General features: G+C 66.3%; 16 protein-coding genes and 1 pseudogene. 4 read left to right on the forward strand and 13 right to left on the reverse strand.

Features of this window, described 5'->3' with window-relative positions:
- Positions 1-47 precede the first annotated feature (47 nt).
- From CSR00_RS06360 to CSR00_RS06415, 12 genes and pseudogenes are all read right to left on the reverse strand, one after another.
- A complete protein-coding gene (locus tag CSR00_RS06360) occupies positions 48-818 on the reverse strand; it encodes an SDR family NAD(P)-dependent oxidoreductase (protein ID WP_099021541.1) in 771 nt (256 codons plus the stop codon).
- Positions 815-1,846, reverse strand: a complete 1,032-nt coding sequence (locus tag CSR00_RS06365; protein ID WP_099021591.1) for a phosphotransferase family protein — start codon at positions 1,844-1,846, stop codon at positions 815-817. Before CSR00_RS06365 ends, CSR00_RS06360 begins: the two co-directional genes overlap by 4 nt.
- Positions 1,847-2,096: 250 nt before the next feature.
- A complete protein-coding gene (locus tag CSR00_RS06370; RefSeq protein ID WP_099021542.1) occupies positions 2,097-2,531 on the reverse strand; it encodes a nuclear transport factor 2 family protein in 435 nt (144 codons plus the stop codon).
- A 22-nt stretch (positions 2,532-2,553) separates the two neighbouring features.
- A complete protein-coding gene (locus CSR00_RS06375; protein ID WP_099021543.1) occupies positions 2,554-3,855 on the reverse strand; it encodes an acyl-CoA dehydrogenase family protein in 1,302 nt (433 codons plus the stop codon).
- An 18-nt stretch (positions 3,856-3,873) separates the two neighbouring features.
- Complete coding sequence (locus CSR00_RS06380) at positions 3,874-4,236, reverse strand: DUF4286 family protein (RefSeq protein WP_099021544.1); 363 nt, start codon at positions 4,234-4,236, stop codon at positions 3,874-3,876.
- Positions 4,237-4,289: 53 nt separating this feature from the next.
- On the reverse strand, positions 4,290-5,051 hold the full coding sequence (locus tag CSR00_RS06385) for an SDR family NAD(P)-dependent oxidoreductase (RefSeq protein ID WP_099021545.1): 762 nt from the start codon (positions 5,049-5,051) through the stop codon (positions 4,290-4,292).
- A complete protein-coding gene (locus CSR00_RS06390) occupies positions 5,052-6,308 on the reverse strand; it encodes an amidohydrolase family protein (protein WP_099021546.1) in 1,257 nt (418 codons plus the stop codon).
- Between the two features lie 48 nt (positions 6,309-6,356).
- The gene (locus CSR00_RS06395) at positions 6,357-7,943 is read right to left on the reverse strand and encodes a FadR/GntR family transcriptional regulator (RefSeq protein ID WP_099021547.1); all 1,587 of its coding nucleotides are present in this window, start codon (positions 7,941-7,943) and stop codon (positions 6,357-6,359) included.
- Positions 7,940-9,097: a thiolase C-terminal domain-containing protein gene (locus tag CSR00_RS06400; protein ID WP_099021548.1), complete on the reverse strand. Its 1,158-nt coding sequence runs from the start codon at positions 9,095-9,097 to the stop codon at positions 7,940-7,942. Before CSR00_RS06400 ends, CSR00_RS06395 begins: the two co-directional genes overlap by 4 nt.
- Entirely contained in the window at positions 9,094-9,540 is a 447-nt protein-coding gene (locus tag CSR00_RS06405; RefSeq protein ID WP_099021549.1) for a Zn-ribbon domain-containing OB-fold protein, read from the reverse strand. Before CSR00_RS06405 ends, CSR00_RS06400 begins: the two co-directional genes overlap by 4 nt.
- A gap of 55 nt (positions 9,541-9,595) precedes the next feature.
- Positions 9,596-10,966, reverse strand: a complete 1,371-nt coding sequence (locus tag CSR00_RS06410) for a cytochrome P450 (protein WP_099021550.1) — start codon at positions 10,964-10,966, stop codon at positions 9,596-9,598.
- A gap of 53 nt (positions 10,967-11,019) precedes the next feature.
- A pseudogene (locus CSR00_RS06415) lies at positions 11,020-11,214 on the reverse strand (ferredoxin); the annotation flags it as partial.
- Positions 11,215-11,507: 293 nt separating this feature from the next.
- On the opposite strand from CSR00_RS06415, the gene CSR00_RS06420 reads away from it, so the two are divergent.
- The 3 genes from CSR00_RS06420 (at position 11,508) to CSR00_RS06430 (ending at position 15,800) form a co-directional block, all read left to right on the forward strand.
- Positions 11,508-12,995 carry an aldehyde dehydrogenase family protein gene (locus CSR00_RS06420; RefSeq protein ID WP_245905867.1) on the forward strand — a complete coding sequence of 496 codons (1,488 nt, stop codon included), beginning with the start codon at positions 11,508-11,510 and terminating at the stop codon, positions 12,993-12,995.
- Positions 12,992-14,197, forward strand: coding sequence for a CaiB/BaiF CoA transferase family protein (locus CSR00_RS06425; RefSeq protein WP_099021553.1), 1,206 nt, complete (start codon positions 12,992-12,994; stop codon positions 14,195-14,197). Before CSR00_RS06420 ends, CSR00_RS06425 begins: the two co-directional genes overlap by 4 nt.
- A 61-nt stretch (positions 14,198-14,258) precedes the next feature.
- A complete protein-coding gene (locus CSR00_RS06430) occupies positions 14,259-15,800 on the forward strand; it encodes an acyl-CoA synthetase (protein WP_099021592.1) in 1,542 nt (513 codons plus the stop codon).
- Between the two features lie 36 nt (positions 15,801-15,836).
- Here the strand turns inward: CSR00_RS06430 and CSR00_RS06435 are convergent, their stop codons facing one another.
- Positions 15,837-17,414, reverse strand: coding sequence for a FadR/GntR family transcriptional regulator (locus CSR00_RS06435; protein ID WP_099021554.1), 1,578 nt, complete (start codon positions 17,412-17,414; stop codon positions 15,837-15,839).
- A 347-nt stretch (positions 17,415-17,761) separates the two neighbouring features.
- Between CSR00_RS06435 and CSR00_RS06440 the strand changes: the two genes are divergently transcribed.
- A complete protein-coding gene (locus tag CSR00_RS06440) occupies positions 17,762-18,493 on the forward strand; it encodes a TetR/AcrR family transcriptional regulator (protein WP_099021555.1) in 732 nt (243 codons plus the stop codon).
- Positions 18,494-18,561: the final 68 nt, after the last annotated feature.

The following is an 18,561-nucleotide window of genomic DNA, read 5'->3' on the forward strand; positions in this document are numbered from 1 at the left end:
GACTCCTCCTCGAGTGATGAGTGTTGACTTCCGTGCGAGCGTTCCCCTCAAAGGGTGCGGAACAGGCCGCCGTCGGCGAGTACCTGAGCGCCGTTGATGTAGCCGGCCGCGTCGCTGGCGAGGAAGACGCACAGTCCGACCATGTCCTGTGGCACGCCGATGCGCTTCATCGGGTTCATCGAGGCCGCCATGGCCTGCGCCTCTGGGCCCCAGGTCTTCGAGATGTCGGTGTCGTAGGCACCCGGCAGCACGAGGTTGGCCCGCACCTTGGGCGCCCACGCCCCGGCCAGGGCGAGCGTCAGGGCGTTGAGACCGGCCTTCGCCATGGCGTAGGGCAGATCGGCGGTGTCGGGTCGCAGGGTGCCTGCGGTGGTCACGTTGATGATCGAGCCGCCGTCGCCGCTTGCCATCCGCGTCCCGAACAGGGCACTGAGGCGGAACGGCCCGCGGGCGTTGACGGCGTGAACCTTGTCGTAGAGCTCCTGGGTGACCGAGGTGAGGTCCTCGTACACCGGTGACATCCCGGCGTTGTTGACCAGGATGTCGCAGCGGCCGAACTCGCCGTAGACGGTTTCGAGGAGGCCCTCGGCGTCCGCCCACTTACCCACATGGCAGCCGACCGGCACGGCCCGGCGCCCCGAGGCGGCCTCGATCTCTTTGGCCGCGGTCTCACAGTTGTCGAGCTTGCGGCTGGCGATGACGACGTCGGCGCCGGCCATCGCGAACCCCTCGGCCACGGCGCGACCGATGCCCCGGCTGCCACCGGTGACCACGGCGACCTTCCCCGTCAGGTCGAACAATTCGGCGGGTGTCTTCATCGCTGGTAGTCGCTTTCTTCGGCGAGTTCGGCGGCGCCGCGCATGAGGTCGAGGATGACCGGTCCGAAGGCCTCGAGCTTGGGGTCGCCGTTGGCCCGCTGGTAGCCCTGTTCGAGGATCACGGCGAGTTTCCACTGGGCCAGCACGCAGTAGTAGTCGATATCGTCGACCTGACGTCCCGAGACATCGGCGTAGTGCTTGAGTACCTCGGAGCGGGAGGGCATGCCGGTCATGTCGACATAGTCCCCGACGCTGCCCGCACCGCTGTTGGTGTCTTCCGGCCAGGACTGCATCACCCAACCCAGATCCAGCTTGGGATCGCCGACGGTGCCCATCTCCCAGTCGACGATGGCGGCCAGCCGGGCCGGCGCCCCGTGACGGAACATGACGTTGGCGAACTGGTAGTCCCCGTGCATGATGCCGGGGATGTAGTCGATGGGCCTGTGCGTCCGCAGCCACGCCGCGGCCTCGTCGAAGCCTGGAAGTTCCCGACCCTTGATGCGCTCGAGGAACCCGGTCCAGCGGTCCACCTGACGTTCGTGAAATCCGTCCGGCCGGCCCAGGTCCTGCAGTCCCTTGGCCCGCCAATCGACCTTCGAGAGCAGAGCCGCGCCCTCGACCAGCTGGTAGGCCAGTCCCCGGCGCTCCCGGACGTCGGTGTCGAACGGTGGCGGCCACTTGCCCAAAGTGTCCATCGGTGACCACCCGTCGACGAACCCCATCAGATAGAACGTCCGGCCCAGGACCGAGGGGTCGGTGCACACGGCGATCGCCTCGGTGTGCGGCACGTCGGTGCCGTCGAGCGCCTCGATGATGCGCCATTCGCGCACGATGCCGTTGTCACGGTCGGCCGGGGCCGTCATCGGTGGGATACGCATGGCGCAGTGCAGATCACCACGGCGCAGCTCGTAGATCTCATTCTGGCTGCCGCCGGAGATGTAGCGGGACTCCAGAGGCGCACCGGTTCCGAGTTCCTGGGTGTCCAGCCAGGCAGCGAGTTTGTCGACACTGGCGATCGTCGGCGCCATCTGTTCGGCCGGGTTCACGGGCTCTCCATTTCGGATGCGGGCAATTCGGTGGGCTGAGGCACGGTTTGGCCTGCCCATCGTGGCCGTCGCGGTGCTCGATCGCGTGGAGGAGCAGGCCTCTGAAATACCTAACCTTAGATATGCGACCTAGTCAACTGTTTTATATCGGAGCCTATCCACCGCGGTGTCTGCTGCGCCGGTGCCGCTACCCGGGGGCCGGTATCACCCTGTCCGCAGGCCCGCGGCGCGGTCAACGCGCCCCATCACCCACCGGTTCCGCCGGCACAGCCGCCGCCATCATGCTCACCGGATTCAGATACTCCTTGTAGAGAGTGATCTTGTCGCCATCGAACCCGAAGATGGTGATGTAGCGGTTGCGGTAGGTGCCGTCGTGCCCCTTCGTCGGGCATTCACTGTGGTACTCGGCGATCAGAGTCTCCGCTCCGCGGACGTCGTACCACCGGTCGTAGGTGAAGTTCATCCGCTCGAACATCTGCGGAATCGTGGTGGCCAGTTGGCCGACGATCGCAGACCTTCCCTCAAGGGCGGGTAATCCGTCGACGAAAGGAAGGTCCATGATCGCGTTTTCGGCCAGGTGCCGTCCGGCGCCGTCGAAATCGAGATTCCCGATGGCGTCCAGGAACTCGGTGACGATCCGTACCCGTTCGGGAAACGCAGCTACCATGGTCAATCCAGTCTCCGTCCGATCACAGGTTGCCCACTTCGAGATCCACGTACTGGGCCAGCTTGGCGCGTGCCGCCTCGCGCTTGCGCGGCAGCCACTGCGTGGGCCACATGTCGTCGGCCGGCTCGTAGTCGCGAAGCACCTGCTTGGCCACGGTGGTCTTGTGCACCTCGGTGGGCCCGTCGACCAAGCCCATCGCCGCGGCACCGTGGATCATCTTGAATATCGGCATCTCGTTGCTGACACCGAGTGCTCCGTGCACCTGCATGGCACGCCAGGCGATGTCGTGCAATACGGTGGGCATCGTCGCCTTGACCGCGGCGATGTTCTTGCGGACCGTCTTGTAGTCGTTGAACTTGTCGATCTCCCAGGCGGTGTAGAGGACGAACAGCCGGAACTGCTGCAGTTGTGCGTAGGAGTCGGCGATGAACCCCTGGACGAACTGTTTGTCAGCCAAGCGGGTGCCTGCGGTTTCGCGGCTCAGTGCGCGTTCGCACATCATGTCCAGGGCCTGGCGGGCGAATCCGATGGTGCGCATCGCGTGATGGATACGCCCACCGCCGAGGCGGGTCTGGGAGATGACGAACGCCTGGCCCTCCCCACCCAGGAGTGCCTCGCCGGAAACTCGGGCGTTGTCGTAGTGGACCAGCGCGTGCATGCCCTCGTTGTCTTGCTCACCGTAGAGCCCGACATTGCGGACGATCTCGACGCCCGGTGTGTCGGTGGGCACCAGGAACATCGACATGCCCTTATAGTGGCCGGCGTCCGGGTTGGTCACCGCCATCACGATCAGGAAAGACGACGTCTTGGCGTTGGAGGAGAAAAACTTCCAGCCATTAACAATCCAGCCGTCGCCGTCGCGTTCCGCCCGGGTGGTGAACCGGGTGGGGTCCGCGCCGGCCTGCGGCTCCGTCATCGAGTAGCTGGAGAACAGTTCACCCTTCAGCAGGGGCTGCAGGTAGCGCTGCTTCTGCTCCGGCGTGCCGTAGTGGGCGATGATCTCGGCGTTGCCGGTGTCGGGAGCCTGGCAGCCGAACACGATGGGTGCCCATTGGGAACGGCCGAGGATCTCATTGAGCAGCGCGAGCTTGAGTTGGCCGTGGCCCTGCCCCCCGAGCTCCGGGCCCAGATGAGTGGCCCAGAGGCCCCTGCGGCGAACCTCCTCCTTGAGCGGGTCTATCGCCTTTCGGCGAGCTTCGCTGAGCGGGACGAACTCCTGGTTGGGCCACACCAGGTCCAGCGGCTCGACTTCTTCGCGAACGAACTCATCGGCCCAGTCCAGTAGCGCCTGGTATTCGGGGTCTGTCTCGAAATCCCATGCCATTGTTTCGGTTCCTTCGTCTCAGCGGCCGTCGTCCGGCAGAACCTTGGGGCCCCGGGCGCTCCAGAACGACATTCTCGAGGCCTGCAGGTCCAGGCTGTCGCTCATCACGATGTTCCCGCTGGCGACGCCCTCGACGATCTTGGCCATGATGGTGTTGACGTCGCCCTCCATCTCGTAGATGGTCAGGTAGCGGTGCTCCGGTGCGAGCCCGCCCTCCATGCGGTAGGTATCGGAATCGTGCAGGTCATAGCGTGTCGCGGACACCATGCCCGGGATCGCGAGGAGTTCGGGGATGTGGACGTTGTCGTACCACTCGTTGAATTCGTCTTCCCTGCCTTCGACGGGGTTGGAGAAGGTGACCTGGATGAAACGTTCAGTCATATCGCTGTCCTGACCTGGGTGTGATGGGAGTACTGCCGATTACGTGTTGTCGACTACCTATCGAGGAGGCTCATGTCGGTGATCCATTGCTCGTAGTCCCGGGATTTGGCGGTCAGGATGTCGCTGCCGATGGTCGAGTCGAGTATCAGGAAGCGTTCGGTGTCGACGGCGCGCACGAGGCGGTCGGCGACCTCATGAGGCTGTGCGGCATTCGCCAGCATCGGGTGGTCGGCGGGTATGCCGTCGGACAGCAGCATCGGCGTCAGCATCGGTCCGGGACAGAAGCACGAGACCTTGATTCCTCTGGGGCGGTACGTCGACGCCAGCCATTCCGACAGGCTGAGGGCGGCGTGTTTGGTCACCGAGTACACGGGCTTGTCCGGATGGATGGCAAGTGCGACGACCGACGCGGTCTGCAGCAGATAGCCCTCTCCGCGCTCCAGCATGGACGGCAATACCGCACGTGCGGCGTACACATGCGACATGACGTGCAACCGCCAGCTGAGGTCCCAGAGGTGGTCGTCGGAGATGTCGCCGCCCTGGGGCGGTCCGGAGTAGCCGGCGTTGCTGAACCACAGGTCGATGTCACCGTAGGTGTCGCGGGCGAGGTCGGCCACCGCCCGCACACCGTCCTCGACGGTGATGTCGACCGCGAGACCGACCGTGCCGATCTCGGTCGACACGCGTTCTACGCCCTCGTCATTGATGTCGGTGACAACGACTTTCGCGCCCTCGTGTGCGAAGCGCCGCGCGCATGCCTCCCCGATGCCACTGCCGCTGCCGGTGATCACGACGACCTTGTCGCGCAGCTTCATCTAGAACGCGCTTCCGGAAGCGGCGGTCTCCGGGCGCAGATGCTTGACCGACCTCACGCTGATGTCCCAGCCACGGGCCTGCTCACGCAGCGCCGACACCGTCGCCATGTCCCTGGGGATGTGCGCGAAGGGGTCGTAGGAGAAGTGCCGCATCGCGTTGAGATGGGTGATCTTGTCGATCTCGTCGTCGCTCACTCCGGTCAACGACCGCATCAACACCTCAGGCGCGTTCGGCCAGGTGCTGTCGGAGTGCGGGTAGTCGCATTCCCAGGTGATGTTGTCGATGTTGAGGTGGTCACGATTCTCGATGCCCACCAGGTCATCGATGAAGCACAGGATGACGTTCTCGGAGAACACCTCCGACGGCAGCCGTCCACCGAGATCGGTTCCGCTCCAGTGCTTGGTGTGTGAGTAGATGTAGTCCACCCGTTCCTGGAAGTACGGCAGCCAGCCGATGCCTCCCTCGGAGAGCGCCACCCGCAGGGTGGGGAACTTCAGGAAGATCTTGCTCCACAGCAGGTCTGCGGCGGCGGAGAACAACCCCACCGGAGAGAGGGTGTAGACCAGCTCGATGGGGGCATCGGGCGAGGTCATGGCCGGCCTGGAGTTCGACCCGAGGTGCATGCAGACAACGGTTCCCTCGTCGGCGCATGCCTGCCAGAACGGATCCCAGTGGTCCGAATACAGGCTCGGCAGACCGAGGTCGTACGGACTCGAGGAGAACGACACGGCGTGGCAGCCCCTGGCTGCCACGCGGCGGACCTCGGTGGCGGTGACCTCCGGATCCCAGAGCATCGGTAGCGCGAGCGGGATGATCCGGCCCGGATGCGTTCCGGCCCACTCCTCGAGGTGCCAGTCGTTGTAGGCGCGCACGATCGCCGCGGCCTGCTCCTTGTCCTGGGTCTCCATGAACAGCTGGCCGCAGAATCGCGGGAAGGACGGAAAGTTCAACGATCCCAGCACACCGTTGGCGTTCATGTCCTTGACCCGATCGCCGATGTCGTAACAGCCGGTCCGGATCTCCTCGATGCAGGTGGGTTCGGCGCCGAACTCCTCCGGCGGCCGTCCGGCCACGGCGTTGAGCGCGGTATTGAGGATCTCCTGGCCCTCGTAGCGCCAGGCCATCGTCCCGTCGTCCCGCCGGACGAAGCGGGGTACGGCGTCCTCGTACTTCGTGGGCACGCGGCCCTCGAACATGTGGGCCGGCTCGATGACATGGTCGTCGACACTGACCAGGATCAGGTCTTCGATGTTCATGGGTCCTCCTTGATTTTTCGTCGTGGCGCGAACGGGTGAGCGTCCAGGTCAACCCATCAGGTCCAGCACCAGTCGCTCGCCGATCCCCGAGTTTTCGAACCACGATGCATTCACCTTCAGGTTCTCCGCCCAGGCCGCGGACGCACCGGCGGAATCCTTGGCTGCCGCGGCCGAGACCCACCGGGCGAAGAGACGCTGAGCGTTGCGGTTGGTCTTGCTCACCCAGGGCAGCCCGGTGGCATCCGCGGTGACGGCCGGTTCCACCCCGATACGGACCCAGTGCATGATTTCGGCGATGACGGTCAGCGCCGGGTTCCCGACCGCGGAGAACGCGGTCATCTCGCCTTCCCGCCAGGTCGTGATGAACCGCGCGGTGTCCTCGGTCGCGGCGGTCAGTTCGGATTCCACCCGACGAAGGATTCCGAGTTGGCACCGGGTGATCCGCGAGGCGACCAGACCCATGATCGGCGGCACGAACAGCTGCGTGGCACGCGAGAAGTCCCCGAAGGTCACCCCGCGTGCTTCCAGGACGATGCCGGCGAGCTGGGCGGCGACACGCGTCGAGGGAGTGCGGATGACGGCGCCCCCCCGGTCTCCGGTACGCAACTCGAGCAGAGATTCGGTCTCCAGGATCCGGAGTGCCTCTCGCAGCGTCGGCCTGGAGATGCCGAACTCCTCGGATACGTCGGCCAGCGGGGGAAGTCGGTCACCGTCGCCGAGCCGGCCCTCGGCGATCCGAGCCCGCATTTCGGTGGCCACGGTCAGTGCCAGGCGCGGCGTCGTCGCCGAGCCGGCCTGTCCGGCCTGCGCCCGCCACATCGGGGTGATGTCGATTGGTTGGCGGCTGAGGTTGCGGCTGACCAGTATTCGGTTGGTGGCGACAAGGTAGTCGATCCAGGTCTGGCGGGCCAGCGACGCGTCGTGGCTGCGGGTTGCGGCGAGAAATGCACTGTGACTGCCGATGACTTGCTTCGCGATGCGTTCGGCCGCAGCCCCGTCGTCGCTTCCGATCGACGAATACACCTGGCCCGCGTGGATATCGCGGAACACCCCGGCGATGACGGCAACGGTGCGGTTACCCGAGAGCTCGGTAACCGCCTGGTCGAACGCCGTCATGGCTGCGACGAAGCCGAGCGGGCCGTCGGCTGCGCGCTCGGCTTCGTGGAGCGCGACCAGCGCGTCGAGGTCGTCGGCCTCCGCCAGGACGGCGGCCTGCTGCGCGGCCGGCGGTTCGATGACCGATCTGGCCTCCTCGAGATCCGCAAGGGTCGTGCGGCGCAGCTGCAACAGCAGTGCTACGTACCGGCTCACCGCCTCCAGTCCGGGAGTGCGTACCACCGCGCCGCCGGCCCGGCCGCGCCTGATCTCGATGAGTTGCTGCGACTCGAGGATCCGCAGTGCTTCACGCAGGGTCTCGCGAGAGACCTGCCACCGTGTGGTCAGATCCGCTTCGGGGGGTAGCTGCTGATCGGGCGCCAGCTGTCCGCTCAGGATCTGGCGCCGAAGGTCCTCGGCGAGAAGATGGGAGACCTTTCGAGTGCTGCGTCGCTGCAGGGCTCCCCACGATGCACCATCACCAGGCGCGATTCTCCCACTGGCGGCGCCGAACTCGGTCGTGACGGATGACTCGGTCATGCGGCGGTCAACACCATTGCTCCGCACTGCGGGTACACGCCACTGGCGACGACAGCTACCCGCGCATTTGGCACCTGACGCTCGACGCACTGACCACGCAGCTGCAGCACCGCCTCGTTCAGAAAGCCGATTCCGTGCAGGCGCCCCTCCGCGAGCTGCCCGCCGGCGGTGTTCAGCGGGAAGTCCCCGCCGGGACCGAGCCGGCCACCGTCGCCCACCCACTGGCCGAACTCGCCGCGCCCGCACGCCCCCAACGCCTCGATCCAGGAGACCGTGACCGGGGTGAAGCCGTCGTAGACCTGAGCCACGTCCACATCGGCCAAGGTCACCGACGACCGCTGCCACAGCCGATTCGCACAGTCGAAGGTCCCCCCGTAGAGGAAGTCCACGTCGAACACCCAGTCCGCACCCCGACCGGTGGCGTAGGTCATCGCATCGACGAGCACCGCGGGCTGGGGTAGATCGGCAGCACGCTCGGCGGTGGTGATCACGGTGGCCACCGCGCCGTTGACCGGATAGTCACAATCGAGCACCCGGAGGGGATCGACCACCATCCGCGAGGACAGGTAGTCGTCCATGGTCAGTTCGTCGCGCAGCACCGCACGCTGGTTCAGCGCGGACCACCGGCGGGCGTTGACCGCGATACGACCGAAATCCTCCTCGGGACGGTCATATTCGGCCATCCACCGCTGCTTCTTGAGGGCGAGGTTGACCAGGATGCCGCCGAGGTAGCCGTACGGCGTCAGGAACTGATCCCGTCCGCTGACGGTTTCGGGACCGCTGGCCACACCCCCCTGGTGGCCAGCGGCATGTGTCAGGCATCGGAATACCAGCACCGTTTCGCAGGCGCCGGACGCCACGGCCATCACCCCGGCAAGGGCGCCGGCCAGCCCCGACGGGTTGCTGGCCATGATGTCGGCAAAGGCCGCGAGGTCGGGTATTCCCAGCAGTCGCGCCATGTCCTGGGCGCCGGGAGATTCCGGGCCGAACTTGTACTCGAAGATCCCGTCGACGTCGGCGGCGCGCAGCCCGGCATCCGACAGTGCCGCCCGGGTGGCGGTGATCGCCAGCGAGTTCGGGTTCGGATCACCCTTGCGGGTCAGTTCCGAATAACCCACGCCCGCGATGGCAACCGGACGAGCCAGCGAGCTCATGCGGGGTCTCCGGAGAGTCGGAATTGCGGCAGTGTCACGGCGCCGCGGTCCTCGAAGACCACCTCGACCGGCATGCCACAGGACAGCTCGGTGCCCGCCGGCACGTCGACGAGATTGGCGACGATGCGCAATCCGGGTTGATCGTCCAGTTCGACGAAGACCACGGTATAGGGAAGCGCGTCGACGAAGCCCGCATGCAGCGGCCGCTCGACCGTCGCGTAGGAGTAGATGAAGCCCCGCCCGCTCACTTCGCTGAGCTCGAACTCGTCGGCCTGGCAATGCACGCAGCACACCTCGGGCGGATATTGCAGCTTCGCGCAGGACCGGCAACGTTGCAGCAGCAGCCTGTGCTGGCCCGCGGCCTCCCAGTAGAACCGACTGACGTCGTCGGGCTCGGGTACCGGACGGCGGTCTATCGGGGGTCTAACCTGCGGCGGCGTCACAGTGTTCCTTCACACCCGAAATTCCTTCATGTCCAAGATTCCTTCATGTCCGAGCTCAGTCGACCCGTGCCGCGCTCTTGAGCTCGGTGATGGGCCGTGCGAGTTCCTGCTCGTCGCAGATCTTCTGCAGTCTTCGCAGCGTCTCGTCCAAGCCCGGGCCGAGCCGTTTTCCGGGGGTGAAGGAGGCCGGGAGATGGCGCATTCCCTGAATCACACCGATCGTCTCGTAATGCACGGTGCTTTCGGGGTCGCACTCGTAGTCGGGCATGCGATCCAGGGTGGCGGTGAGCATCGCCTTGAACACCGAACGCCCGAGGTTCGACCCGATACAGCGGTGAATACCGAGGCCGAAACCATAGTGTCGATTGCCCTTACGGTCGAGGATGATCTTGTTGGGCTCGGTGAACACCGACGGGTCCCGGTTGGCCATGGCCCAGGAGATATACAGCCGCTCACCCTCCTTGAAGTGAATTCCCTCGATCTCGGTGTCCTCGGAGAACGTGCGCCCGTCTCCGGGTGCGGGGGCGTAGAACCGCAGAAACTCCTCGGTGGCGGCGTCCAGCAGGGCGCCGCGCTCGCGATTCAGCCGTTCGCGTTGGTCGGGGTGCTGTCCAAGCCACTCCAGTGAGTGGGCGGTCAGGGCCGTCGTGGTGTCGAACCCGCCGCCGATGAGCAGGATCAGCATCCCGAGGATCTCCATCTCGGGTGCCGGCTCGCCGTCGATGCGCAAGTTGACCAGGGCGTTGATGATCCCGGGGCGGGGGTTTTCCCGGATATCGGCGATGTGGCCGAGCAGGTCCAGCGCGATCTGCTGGTTCTGCTCGATCACCTCGGCCATCTCCGGGGAGTCTTCGGGGGTGTACAGCAGGGCATGCGTTGGCTCGCTGTAGAAATGCCATTTCTCCAGCGGGATACCTAACATCGCCAGCGTGATCACCGCCGGTGCGACGTTCGCGAGGTCGTCGACGAAGTCGATGCGCCCATCCTCGATCTTCTCGTCGATACTGGCCCGCACGACCTCGGCGACGAACGGATCCCAACGCTTCACCGCGGCCGGGGACAGGAACGGATTGAGTACGTTTCGGTAGGTGCGGTGCTCGGGAGGATCCATCTCCAACATGCCACCCCGGATCGGGATCGGCTTGGCGGGAATGGTGATGCCCTGGTAGCCGCGGCGCTCGCCGTTGACGTCGTGGTCATTGGAGATGTGGGGACAACGAGCCAGCTCGAACACGGCCTGGCTGCTGCTGGCGACCCAGTGCCCGCCATAGGTGTCCGACCAGGCTATCGGGCACTTCTCCTGCAGCTCGGCGGCTATCGATTCGAACTGGAAACGGTAGTCCGGGCTGTGGCGGTCGAAGTGGTAGTGATTCTTCGCGTGGTCGTCGTTGGTGATGTCGGCGTCGGCGGCGCTGTCGTCGGTCACGACGTCATCTCCCTCGTCTGTCGGTTGCCGGACGGCACGGGCGACCCGTTGCGGTCGTCCTCGATCGTGATGGCCTGTTCCGGGCAGGACTGGGCAGCCTCGCGCGCCTGCTCCTCCCGCTCCGGTGGGACTTCTTCCGTGCTCGCCTCGGCGCTGCCGTCGAGCTCGCTGAGCTGGAATATGTCGGGGGCGATCATGGCGCACAGGGTGTGTCCCTGGCACCGCTCGGGGTCGACTCGAACCTTCACGGTCCTCCTCTCGCGTTTGCGTACGGATTCGTCTGCGTTGGGTCTGTTGCCACAAGTGCAGTGCGGCGCCGATGATTTGGTGGGTGAGTATCCGAGCGAGGCGCTAATCCCGTCGGTGTCGCATGGACCCCTCCGGGCCCGCGGCCCTGTGCGTCTGAGCTAACCGCAGACAGGCGACCGAGTCAACTATTTTCTGTGCTATGTTCGTGCTCGCCAGGTGGGCGGGTGAATTGCACCGCTCACAACGAGCAGACCCCGGAGGCGTGATGTCCGCAGACGACACGACAGCGACCATGGCAGCCGACGCACCCGGAGACGGCGCTGGCGGACCGAGCCTCGTCCACGCGCCGATGTTGATCGACGGCCGGCTGCTCGGCGCGCAGAGCGGTGCGACTTTCCCGTCGGTCAATCCCGCGACCGGCCAGGTGGTCGGCTTCGCGCCGAACGCCACCGTCGCCGACGCCGAGCAGGCGGTCGCGGCAGCCCGGCGCGCCTTCGACACCACCGACTGGCCGACCAACGTCGAATTGCGGGTCCACTGCCTCGATCAGCTGCACAAGGCCCTGGTCGAACACAGCGAGGAGTTGCGCGCGCTCACGATCGCCGAGGTCGGAGCCACCCGCACGTCGACCGAGGGCGCCCAGCTCGACGACCCGATCGCCATCGTGCGCTACTACGCCGATCTGTTGAAGACCTATCCGATGTCGGAGGACCTCGACGAGATCGAGTACATGGGGATGCGGAACAAGCGCTGGGTGGACAAGGAGGCCTACGGGGTGGTGGCGGCGATCATCGCCTACAACTACCCGAACCAACTCGCTTTAGCGAAGGTGGCCCCGGCCCTGGCCGCCGGCTGCACTGTCGTCCTCAAGGCCGCGCCCGATACCTCGTTGATCACCCTGGCGCTCGGTGAGCTGATCGCCAACCACACCGACATCCCCGCCGGTGTCGTCAACGTGATCAGTTCGACCGACCCGGACGTTGGGGCCGCGCTGACCACCAGCCCGGACGTCGACCTGGTCACCTTCACCGGATCGACGGCCACCGGACGCAAGATCATGGCCGCGGCCAGCGAGACGATCAAGAAGGTCTTCCTGGAGTTGGGTGGCAAGTCGGCCATGATCGTGCTCGACGACGCCGAGTTCCCGACCGCGGCGATGATGGCGGCGTTCATGGTCACCTCGCACGCCGGGCAGGGATGCGCGATCACGTCACGGATGTTGGTGCCGCGTAGTCGACACGACGAGATCGTCGAGTTGCTCAAGCAGAATCTCGCCATGGTCACCTACGGCGATCCGGCCGATGCGGCCAACTACATGGGACCGCTGATCAGCGAGAAACAGCGCGACAAGGTTGACGCCATGGTCACGAGGGCCGTCGATGCCGGCGCGACGCTGGTCGCCGGCGGCAACAGGGTGGATCCCGGCTTCTTCTACGAGCCGACACTGCTCATCGATGTGGATCCGGACAGCGAGATCGCCCAGGAGGAGGTGTTCGGTCCGGTGCTGGTCGTGATCGCCTACGACGATGAGGACGACGCGGTGCGCATTGCCAACAACTCGATCTTCGGCCTGTCCGGCGCGGTGGTGGGCAGCCATGATCGCGCCGTCGCCGTGGCGCGCCGGGTCCGCACCGGCACGTTCAGCATCAACGGCGGTTACTACGCGAAGCCCGACAGCCCGTTCGGCGGGTACAAACAATCCGGTCTCGGCCGCGAGATGGGTGTCGCGGGCCTGGAGGAATTCCTCGAGCGCAAGACCTTCGCCGCGGTGATCGGATGAGCCCGCTCGCGGGGGTTCGCGTCCTCGAGGTCGCGATGTACGGCTTCGTGCCCTCCTGCGGGGCCGTGCTGGGCGAATGGGGTGCCGAGGTCGTCAAGGTGGAACACGCCATCACCGGTGATCCGCAGCGCGGGCTCCGGCAGACGGGCACCCTCGTGGTCCACGGCGATCCGAACCCGAACTTCGAGAACGCCAACCGGGGCAAGCGCAGCATCGGCCTGGACATGTCGGTGCCCGAGGGGCGGGAGGTCCTCTACGAGCTGGTCCGGCGCTCGGATGTCTTTCTGACCAGCTTCCTGCCGGCGGCCCGGGAGAAGTTCGGCATCGACGTCGACGACATCCGCGCCGTGAACCCGAACATCATCTACGCACGCGGCAGTGCGTTGGGCCCCCGCGGCGGGGAGAGCGGCAGGGGCGGCTACGACATGACCGCCTTCTGGTGCCGGGCCGGTGCCGCCGCCACCATCACCCCGCCCGGGGTCCCGGGGACGATTCCGCTGCCGGGCCCGGCCTACGGCGACACCATCTCGGGCACGAACCTCGCCGGCGGTATCGCCGCCGCGCTGTACAAGCGCGAACGCACCGGCGAGGCGTCGGTGGTCGATGTGTCGCTGTTGGCCAGCGGTGCATGGGCGATGGGACACACCATCGCGTTGACCAAACACCTCGGTGAATTGCTGGTGCTGCCGCCTCCCGGCACGCATGCCTCGCCCAACAATCCGCTGGTGGGCATGTATGCCACGGCCGACGGCCGGTACATCTCATTGGTGATGATGCAGCCCGGCAAGTTCTGGGCGGACGTGTGTCGCCACATGGACCTCGACGAACTGGCCACCGACGCGCGTTTCGCCACCGCCGAGGCGATCGCGGCCAACACCGCCGAGGCGGTCGAGATCCTCACCGAAGCGATGGCCAAGCGTCCGCTGGCGGAGTGGGCCGAGCGGTTCGCGACGCTGGCCGGACCGTGGGCACCGGTCCAGGACACCCTGCAGGTCACCGAGGACGCCCAGATGCGGGCCAACGACTACGTGGTGCATGCCGGTGATCTCGAAGTCGTCGCGAACCCGGTGCAGTTCGACGTCACCGCCACGCACAGCGGGCCGGCGCCCGGCTTCGCGGAGCAGACCGACGAGATCCTCGAGGAGCTCGGCCTGGACTGGGACCGGATCATCGAGCTGAAGGCTGCCGGAGCGGTCACCTAGGGTGTCCGGCGACGCGAAACCGCAGTCCGGGACCCCGCGGCGGGCGAGCGTCGAGGCGCGGATGGCGCCCAGCTGGCATGCCGTCCACACACCCGACGTGCCCGCGATCGTCATGGCCCGCTCCGGTGAGGTGGTGACCTACCGGCAGCTCGATGAGCGGTCGGCCAGGTTCGCCCGCGCCCTGCGGTCTCGCGGGCTGGCGGGCGGGGATCATCTCGCCATCCTGATGGGCAACGAACGCGCGTTTCTCGAGGTGGCCTGGGCGGCGCAGCGGGCGGGCCTGTACTACACCGCCATCAACAGTCATCTGCGGTCCGCGGAGGTCGGGTACGTCCTCGGTGACTGTGGCGCCAAGGCCTTGGTTTCCAGCGCGGAGCTGGCCCATGTCGTCGCGGGCCTGGACACCGCCGCGGTACCGGTGCGGGTGTCGGTCACCGGAGATCTCGCCGGATTCGAGCGCTACGACGATGTCCTCGCCGCGGCGAGTTCGGCCCCCCTCGACGACGAGTGTGAGGGTCGAGAGATGCTGTACTCGTCGGGGACCACCGGTTGGCCAAAAGGTATTCGTAAGGCCCTGCCTGGCACCGTTTTCGGCGACCCATCCTCGGTACCCGCGCAGATAGCGCTGGGGATGACCGGCAGCGAGGGGGGAGCCGATTCGGTGTACCTGTGTCCGGCGCCGTTGTACCACTCCGCGCCGTTGGTCGGATCGATGTCGTGGCAACGGGTCGGTGCCACCGTCATCGTGATGGAGAAGTTCGACCCGCGCGAATGTCTCGAACTGATCGAGCGCCACCGGGTCACCGACGCGCAGTTCGTGCCGACGATGTTCGTCCGGATGCTTCGGATGAGCCGGCCGGAACGCCAACGCTACGACCTGTCGAGCCTGCGCCGGGTGCTGCACACGGCGGCACCGTGTGCGGTTGCGGTCAAACGTCAGATGCTGCAGTGGTGGGGGCCGATCATCGACGAGTACTATTCGGGGACCGAGGATCTCGGAGCCACCTTCATCTCGGCCCAGGAGTGGTTGGCCCACCCGGGTTCGGTGGGCCGACCGATGCAGGACTGTCACATCGTAGGGTCGGACGGCGAGGAACTGCCGGCCGGCGAGGTGGGCGTGGTGTATTTCGCCGGAGGTCGCCGATTCCAGTACCACAACGACCCCGGCAAGACCGCGTCGGTGGTCAACGACCGGGGCTGGCGCACGCTGGGAGACATGGGGTTTCTGGACCCGGACGGCTATCTGTACCTGACCGATCGTCAGTCGCACATGATCATCTCCGGCGGTGTGAACATCTATCCCCAGGAGGTGGAGAATCTCCTCACCGCCCATCCTGCCGTGGCCGACGTCGCGGTCATCGGCGTGCCCGACGAGGAGATGGGTGAGGCGGTGAAGGCGGTCGTACAGCCCGCCGCGCCCGCCGCCGCGAACGCGGATCTGGGAATCGAGTTGCTGGCCTACTGCCGGGCCGCGCTGGCGGCGTACAAGTGCCCGCGCACTCTGGATTTCGTCGACGAGTTGCCCCGTGACCCGAACGGCAAACTGTACAAGCGGCTACTTCGCGACCGCTACTGGACGGGCCACGAGTCGCACATCGTCTGAGGCCGGTCGGCAGGCCGGTGCCGAGACGCGTCGCGGTCAGGCCATCAGGTCCAGCACCAGCCGCTCACCGAGCTGGGACTCCTCGATCCACGGCGCGTTGACCTTCAAGCAGTGCGCCCACACCTCGGCGGCCCGCGGCGCGTCGTGTTCGCCCGCGGCGGAGAGGAACTTGACAAAGAGACGCTGGCTGTTGCGGTTCGACGAGGCCACCCACGGCAGATTCTCCGCGTCGGCGGTCACCGCCGGCTCCACGCCGACGCGGACCCAATGCAGGATTTCGGCGATGATGGTCAGGGCCGGGTTCTTGACCGTTGAGAATGCTGCCATCTCGGCTTCCCGCCAGGTTGTGACGAACCGGGCGGTGTCGTCGACGGTGGCGGCGAGCTGGTCGACCACTGCGGTCAGTGCCCGTAGCGCTCTGGCGGTGATTCGGGACGCGACCAGTCCCATGGTCGCGGGCTCGATCGATCTCAGCGCACGGTAGAAGTCGGCGAGAGTGGTCTGTCGAGACTCCAGGACGATGCCTGACAGCTGGGCGGCCACGCGTGTGGAAGGAGCGACGATACTGGCGCCACCACGATCCCCGGTCCGCAGATCCAGCAGGAACTCCATCTCCAGGATGCGCAGCGCTTCGCGCAGTGTCGGGCGGGAGATGCCGAACTCGGCGGCCAGCTCCGGCTGCGGTGGGAGACGATCCCCCTCCCGGAGTTCACCGTTGGCGATACGGGCCCGAATCTCGGTGGCCACGGTCGAGGCCCGGCGAGGGGCGACCTCGGCGGCAGACTCCCGGGCCTGGGCCCGCCACAGCGGAGTGACATCGATGGGTTCGCGACTGGTGTTGCGGCTGACCAGCATGCGACTCGTCGTGTAGAGGTAGTCGCTCCAGGCCTTGCCCGCCAGCGCCGGCTCCCGTCGCCGCGCGGCGTCGAGAAAGGCGCTGTGGCTCACCACAACGCGGCGTGCGATGCGCTCGGCGGACGCAGCATCGCTGCTGCCGATCGCCGAGTAGACCTGCCCGGCGTAGATGTCGCGAAAGACCCCCGCGACGACCGCGAGTGTCCGGTTGCCCGACAGCTCCGTGACGGCCTGATCGAAGCGGGACATCGCCGAGACGAAGGCGAGGGGATCACGCTCTCCGCTCCGCTCGGCGTCGTGCAACGTGATGAGGCGGTCCAGGTCGTCGTAGCCGGCGCGGACGGCCACCAGTTCGGCGGCGGGGGGCTCGATCACCGATCGGGCCTCCTCGAGATTGCCCAGCGTCGCGCCGCGTAGCTGTAGCAGCATCGCGACGTAGCGGCCCACCGCCTCGAGTCCGGGCCTGCGAACCACCGCGCCGCCACCGCGACCGCGTCTTATCTCGATGAGCTGCTGGGACTCCAAGATTCTCAGCGCTTCCCGCAGCGTCTCACGCGAGATTCGGAAGTGACTGATCAGATCGGCTTCCGAGGGCAGCCGCTGGTCGGCTTCCAAGTGCCCGTTGAGGATCTCGCGCCGCAGGTCAGCCGCGAGCAGATGTGAGGCCTTACCGGGGTTCCTGCGGGAGATGCTCTGTAAAGCGGATTCAGTCCAGCTCGCCTGGGTGTTCGGCGAGGCGTCCCGTGCATGATTCGGCACGGCCTGCGCTACCGGCCCACGCCGGGCCGCGCCGTGCCGCCATCGCGCCACGCCAGCCGCACTCTAATTGCCCGTCCCTGTTCCTGGTGGTCAGTGTGATTACAGGAGACATCGTAGAGGACATCGGCTAGCGGCCCGCCGATGACGTACGCGACGTCGCCGGACTTGCCGGCGGGACGAAATAGTCGACTAGGACTGTTGTACCCGGTAGCTGCCGGGCAGGGTAGGCGCGAGGGTCTCGATCTTCTCGCCTTCCAGAGTTGGATTCCGCAGAGGTCTGTACATGGCAGTGCCGGACGGTGTGAGCCGGTTTTCGCACGGCTTGTTCACTACACTTCGTCACTGAGATGAGACGAAAGCCCAACCCGGAGCAGCGTCGCCGCGAACTGTGCGACACGGCTGTTCGCCTGCTTGCCGAGGACGGCCTCAAGGGGGTCAGCCACCTCAAAGTGGACCGTAAGGCCGGCTTCCCGGACGGTACGACGTCCTTCTACTTCCGTACCAGGTCTGCCCTGGTGCATGCGGTTGCTGCACGGATAGCCGAGTTGGATCGCAAGGACTTGACGGCTGCGACCCGGAGTCGTGCCGACAACGGCGACGCGGAGTGCCGGTCTCCGTCGGGTCTGGCGCAGCTGGTGGTGCGCTCGGCCACGGGTGCGCGGTTGACCAGGACGAAAGCCCGCGCCGAGCTTGCTCTGCAGGCTGCGCGAGATGCTGAACTCGACGAGGCACTCAGAGGTTATACGGAGGGATTTCTGGTCCTCATCCGGGAAGCGATCGAGGCGGATCAGGCCCACGATCACAATCTCGATCCTGCGCTTGTCGACGAGCAGGCCTATGTCGTGATGATGTTCATCAGCGGCCTCATGCTGTCGTCTGCCGGCGGTGTGCGCAAGGCCTACACGGCCGAGGAGGTGGATCGGATTATTTCAGGCATCATCGGGGGAGTCGGGGCGGTGTTCGGCGACGGCGACGTGCGTGAAGTCGGTTCAGTGTCCGAATCCCGACGGCGTGGCGGCGGTGAACCGTCGTCGTCGCTCGCAGCGCGCCGTCGTGCCCGGTCAGGCGGTCGGGCCTGATCCGTGCGGGCTCTGCGGCGGCCGAGATCTACCCGGTCCCGAAGATCTCGGTCAGGTTGGCTGCGACG

It is taken from the genome of Mycolicibacterium palauense, from assembly GCF_002592005.1.
Taxonomy (GTDB): Bacteria; Actinomycetota; Actinomycetes; order Mycobacteriales; family Mycobacteriaceae; genus Mycobacterium; species Mycobacterium palauense.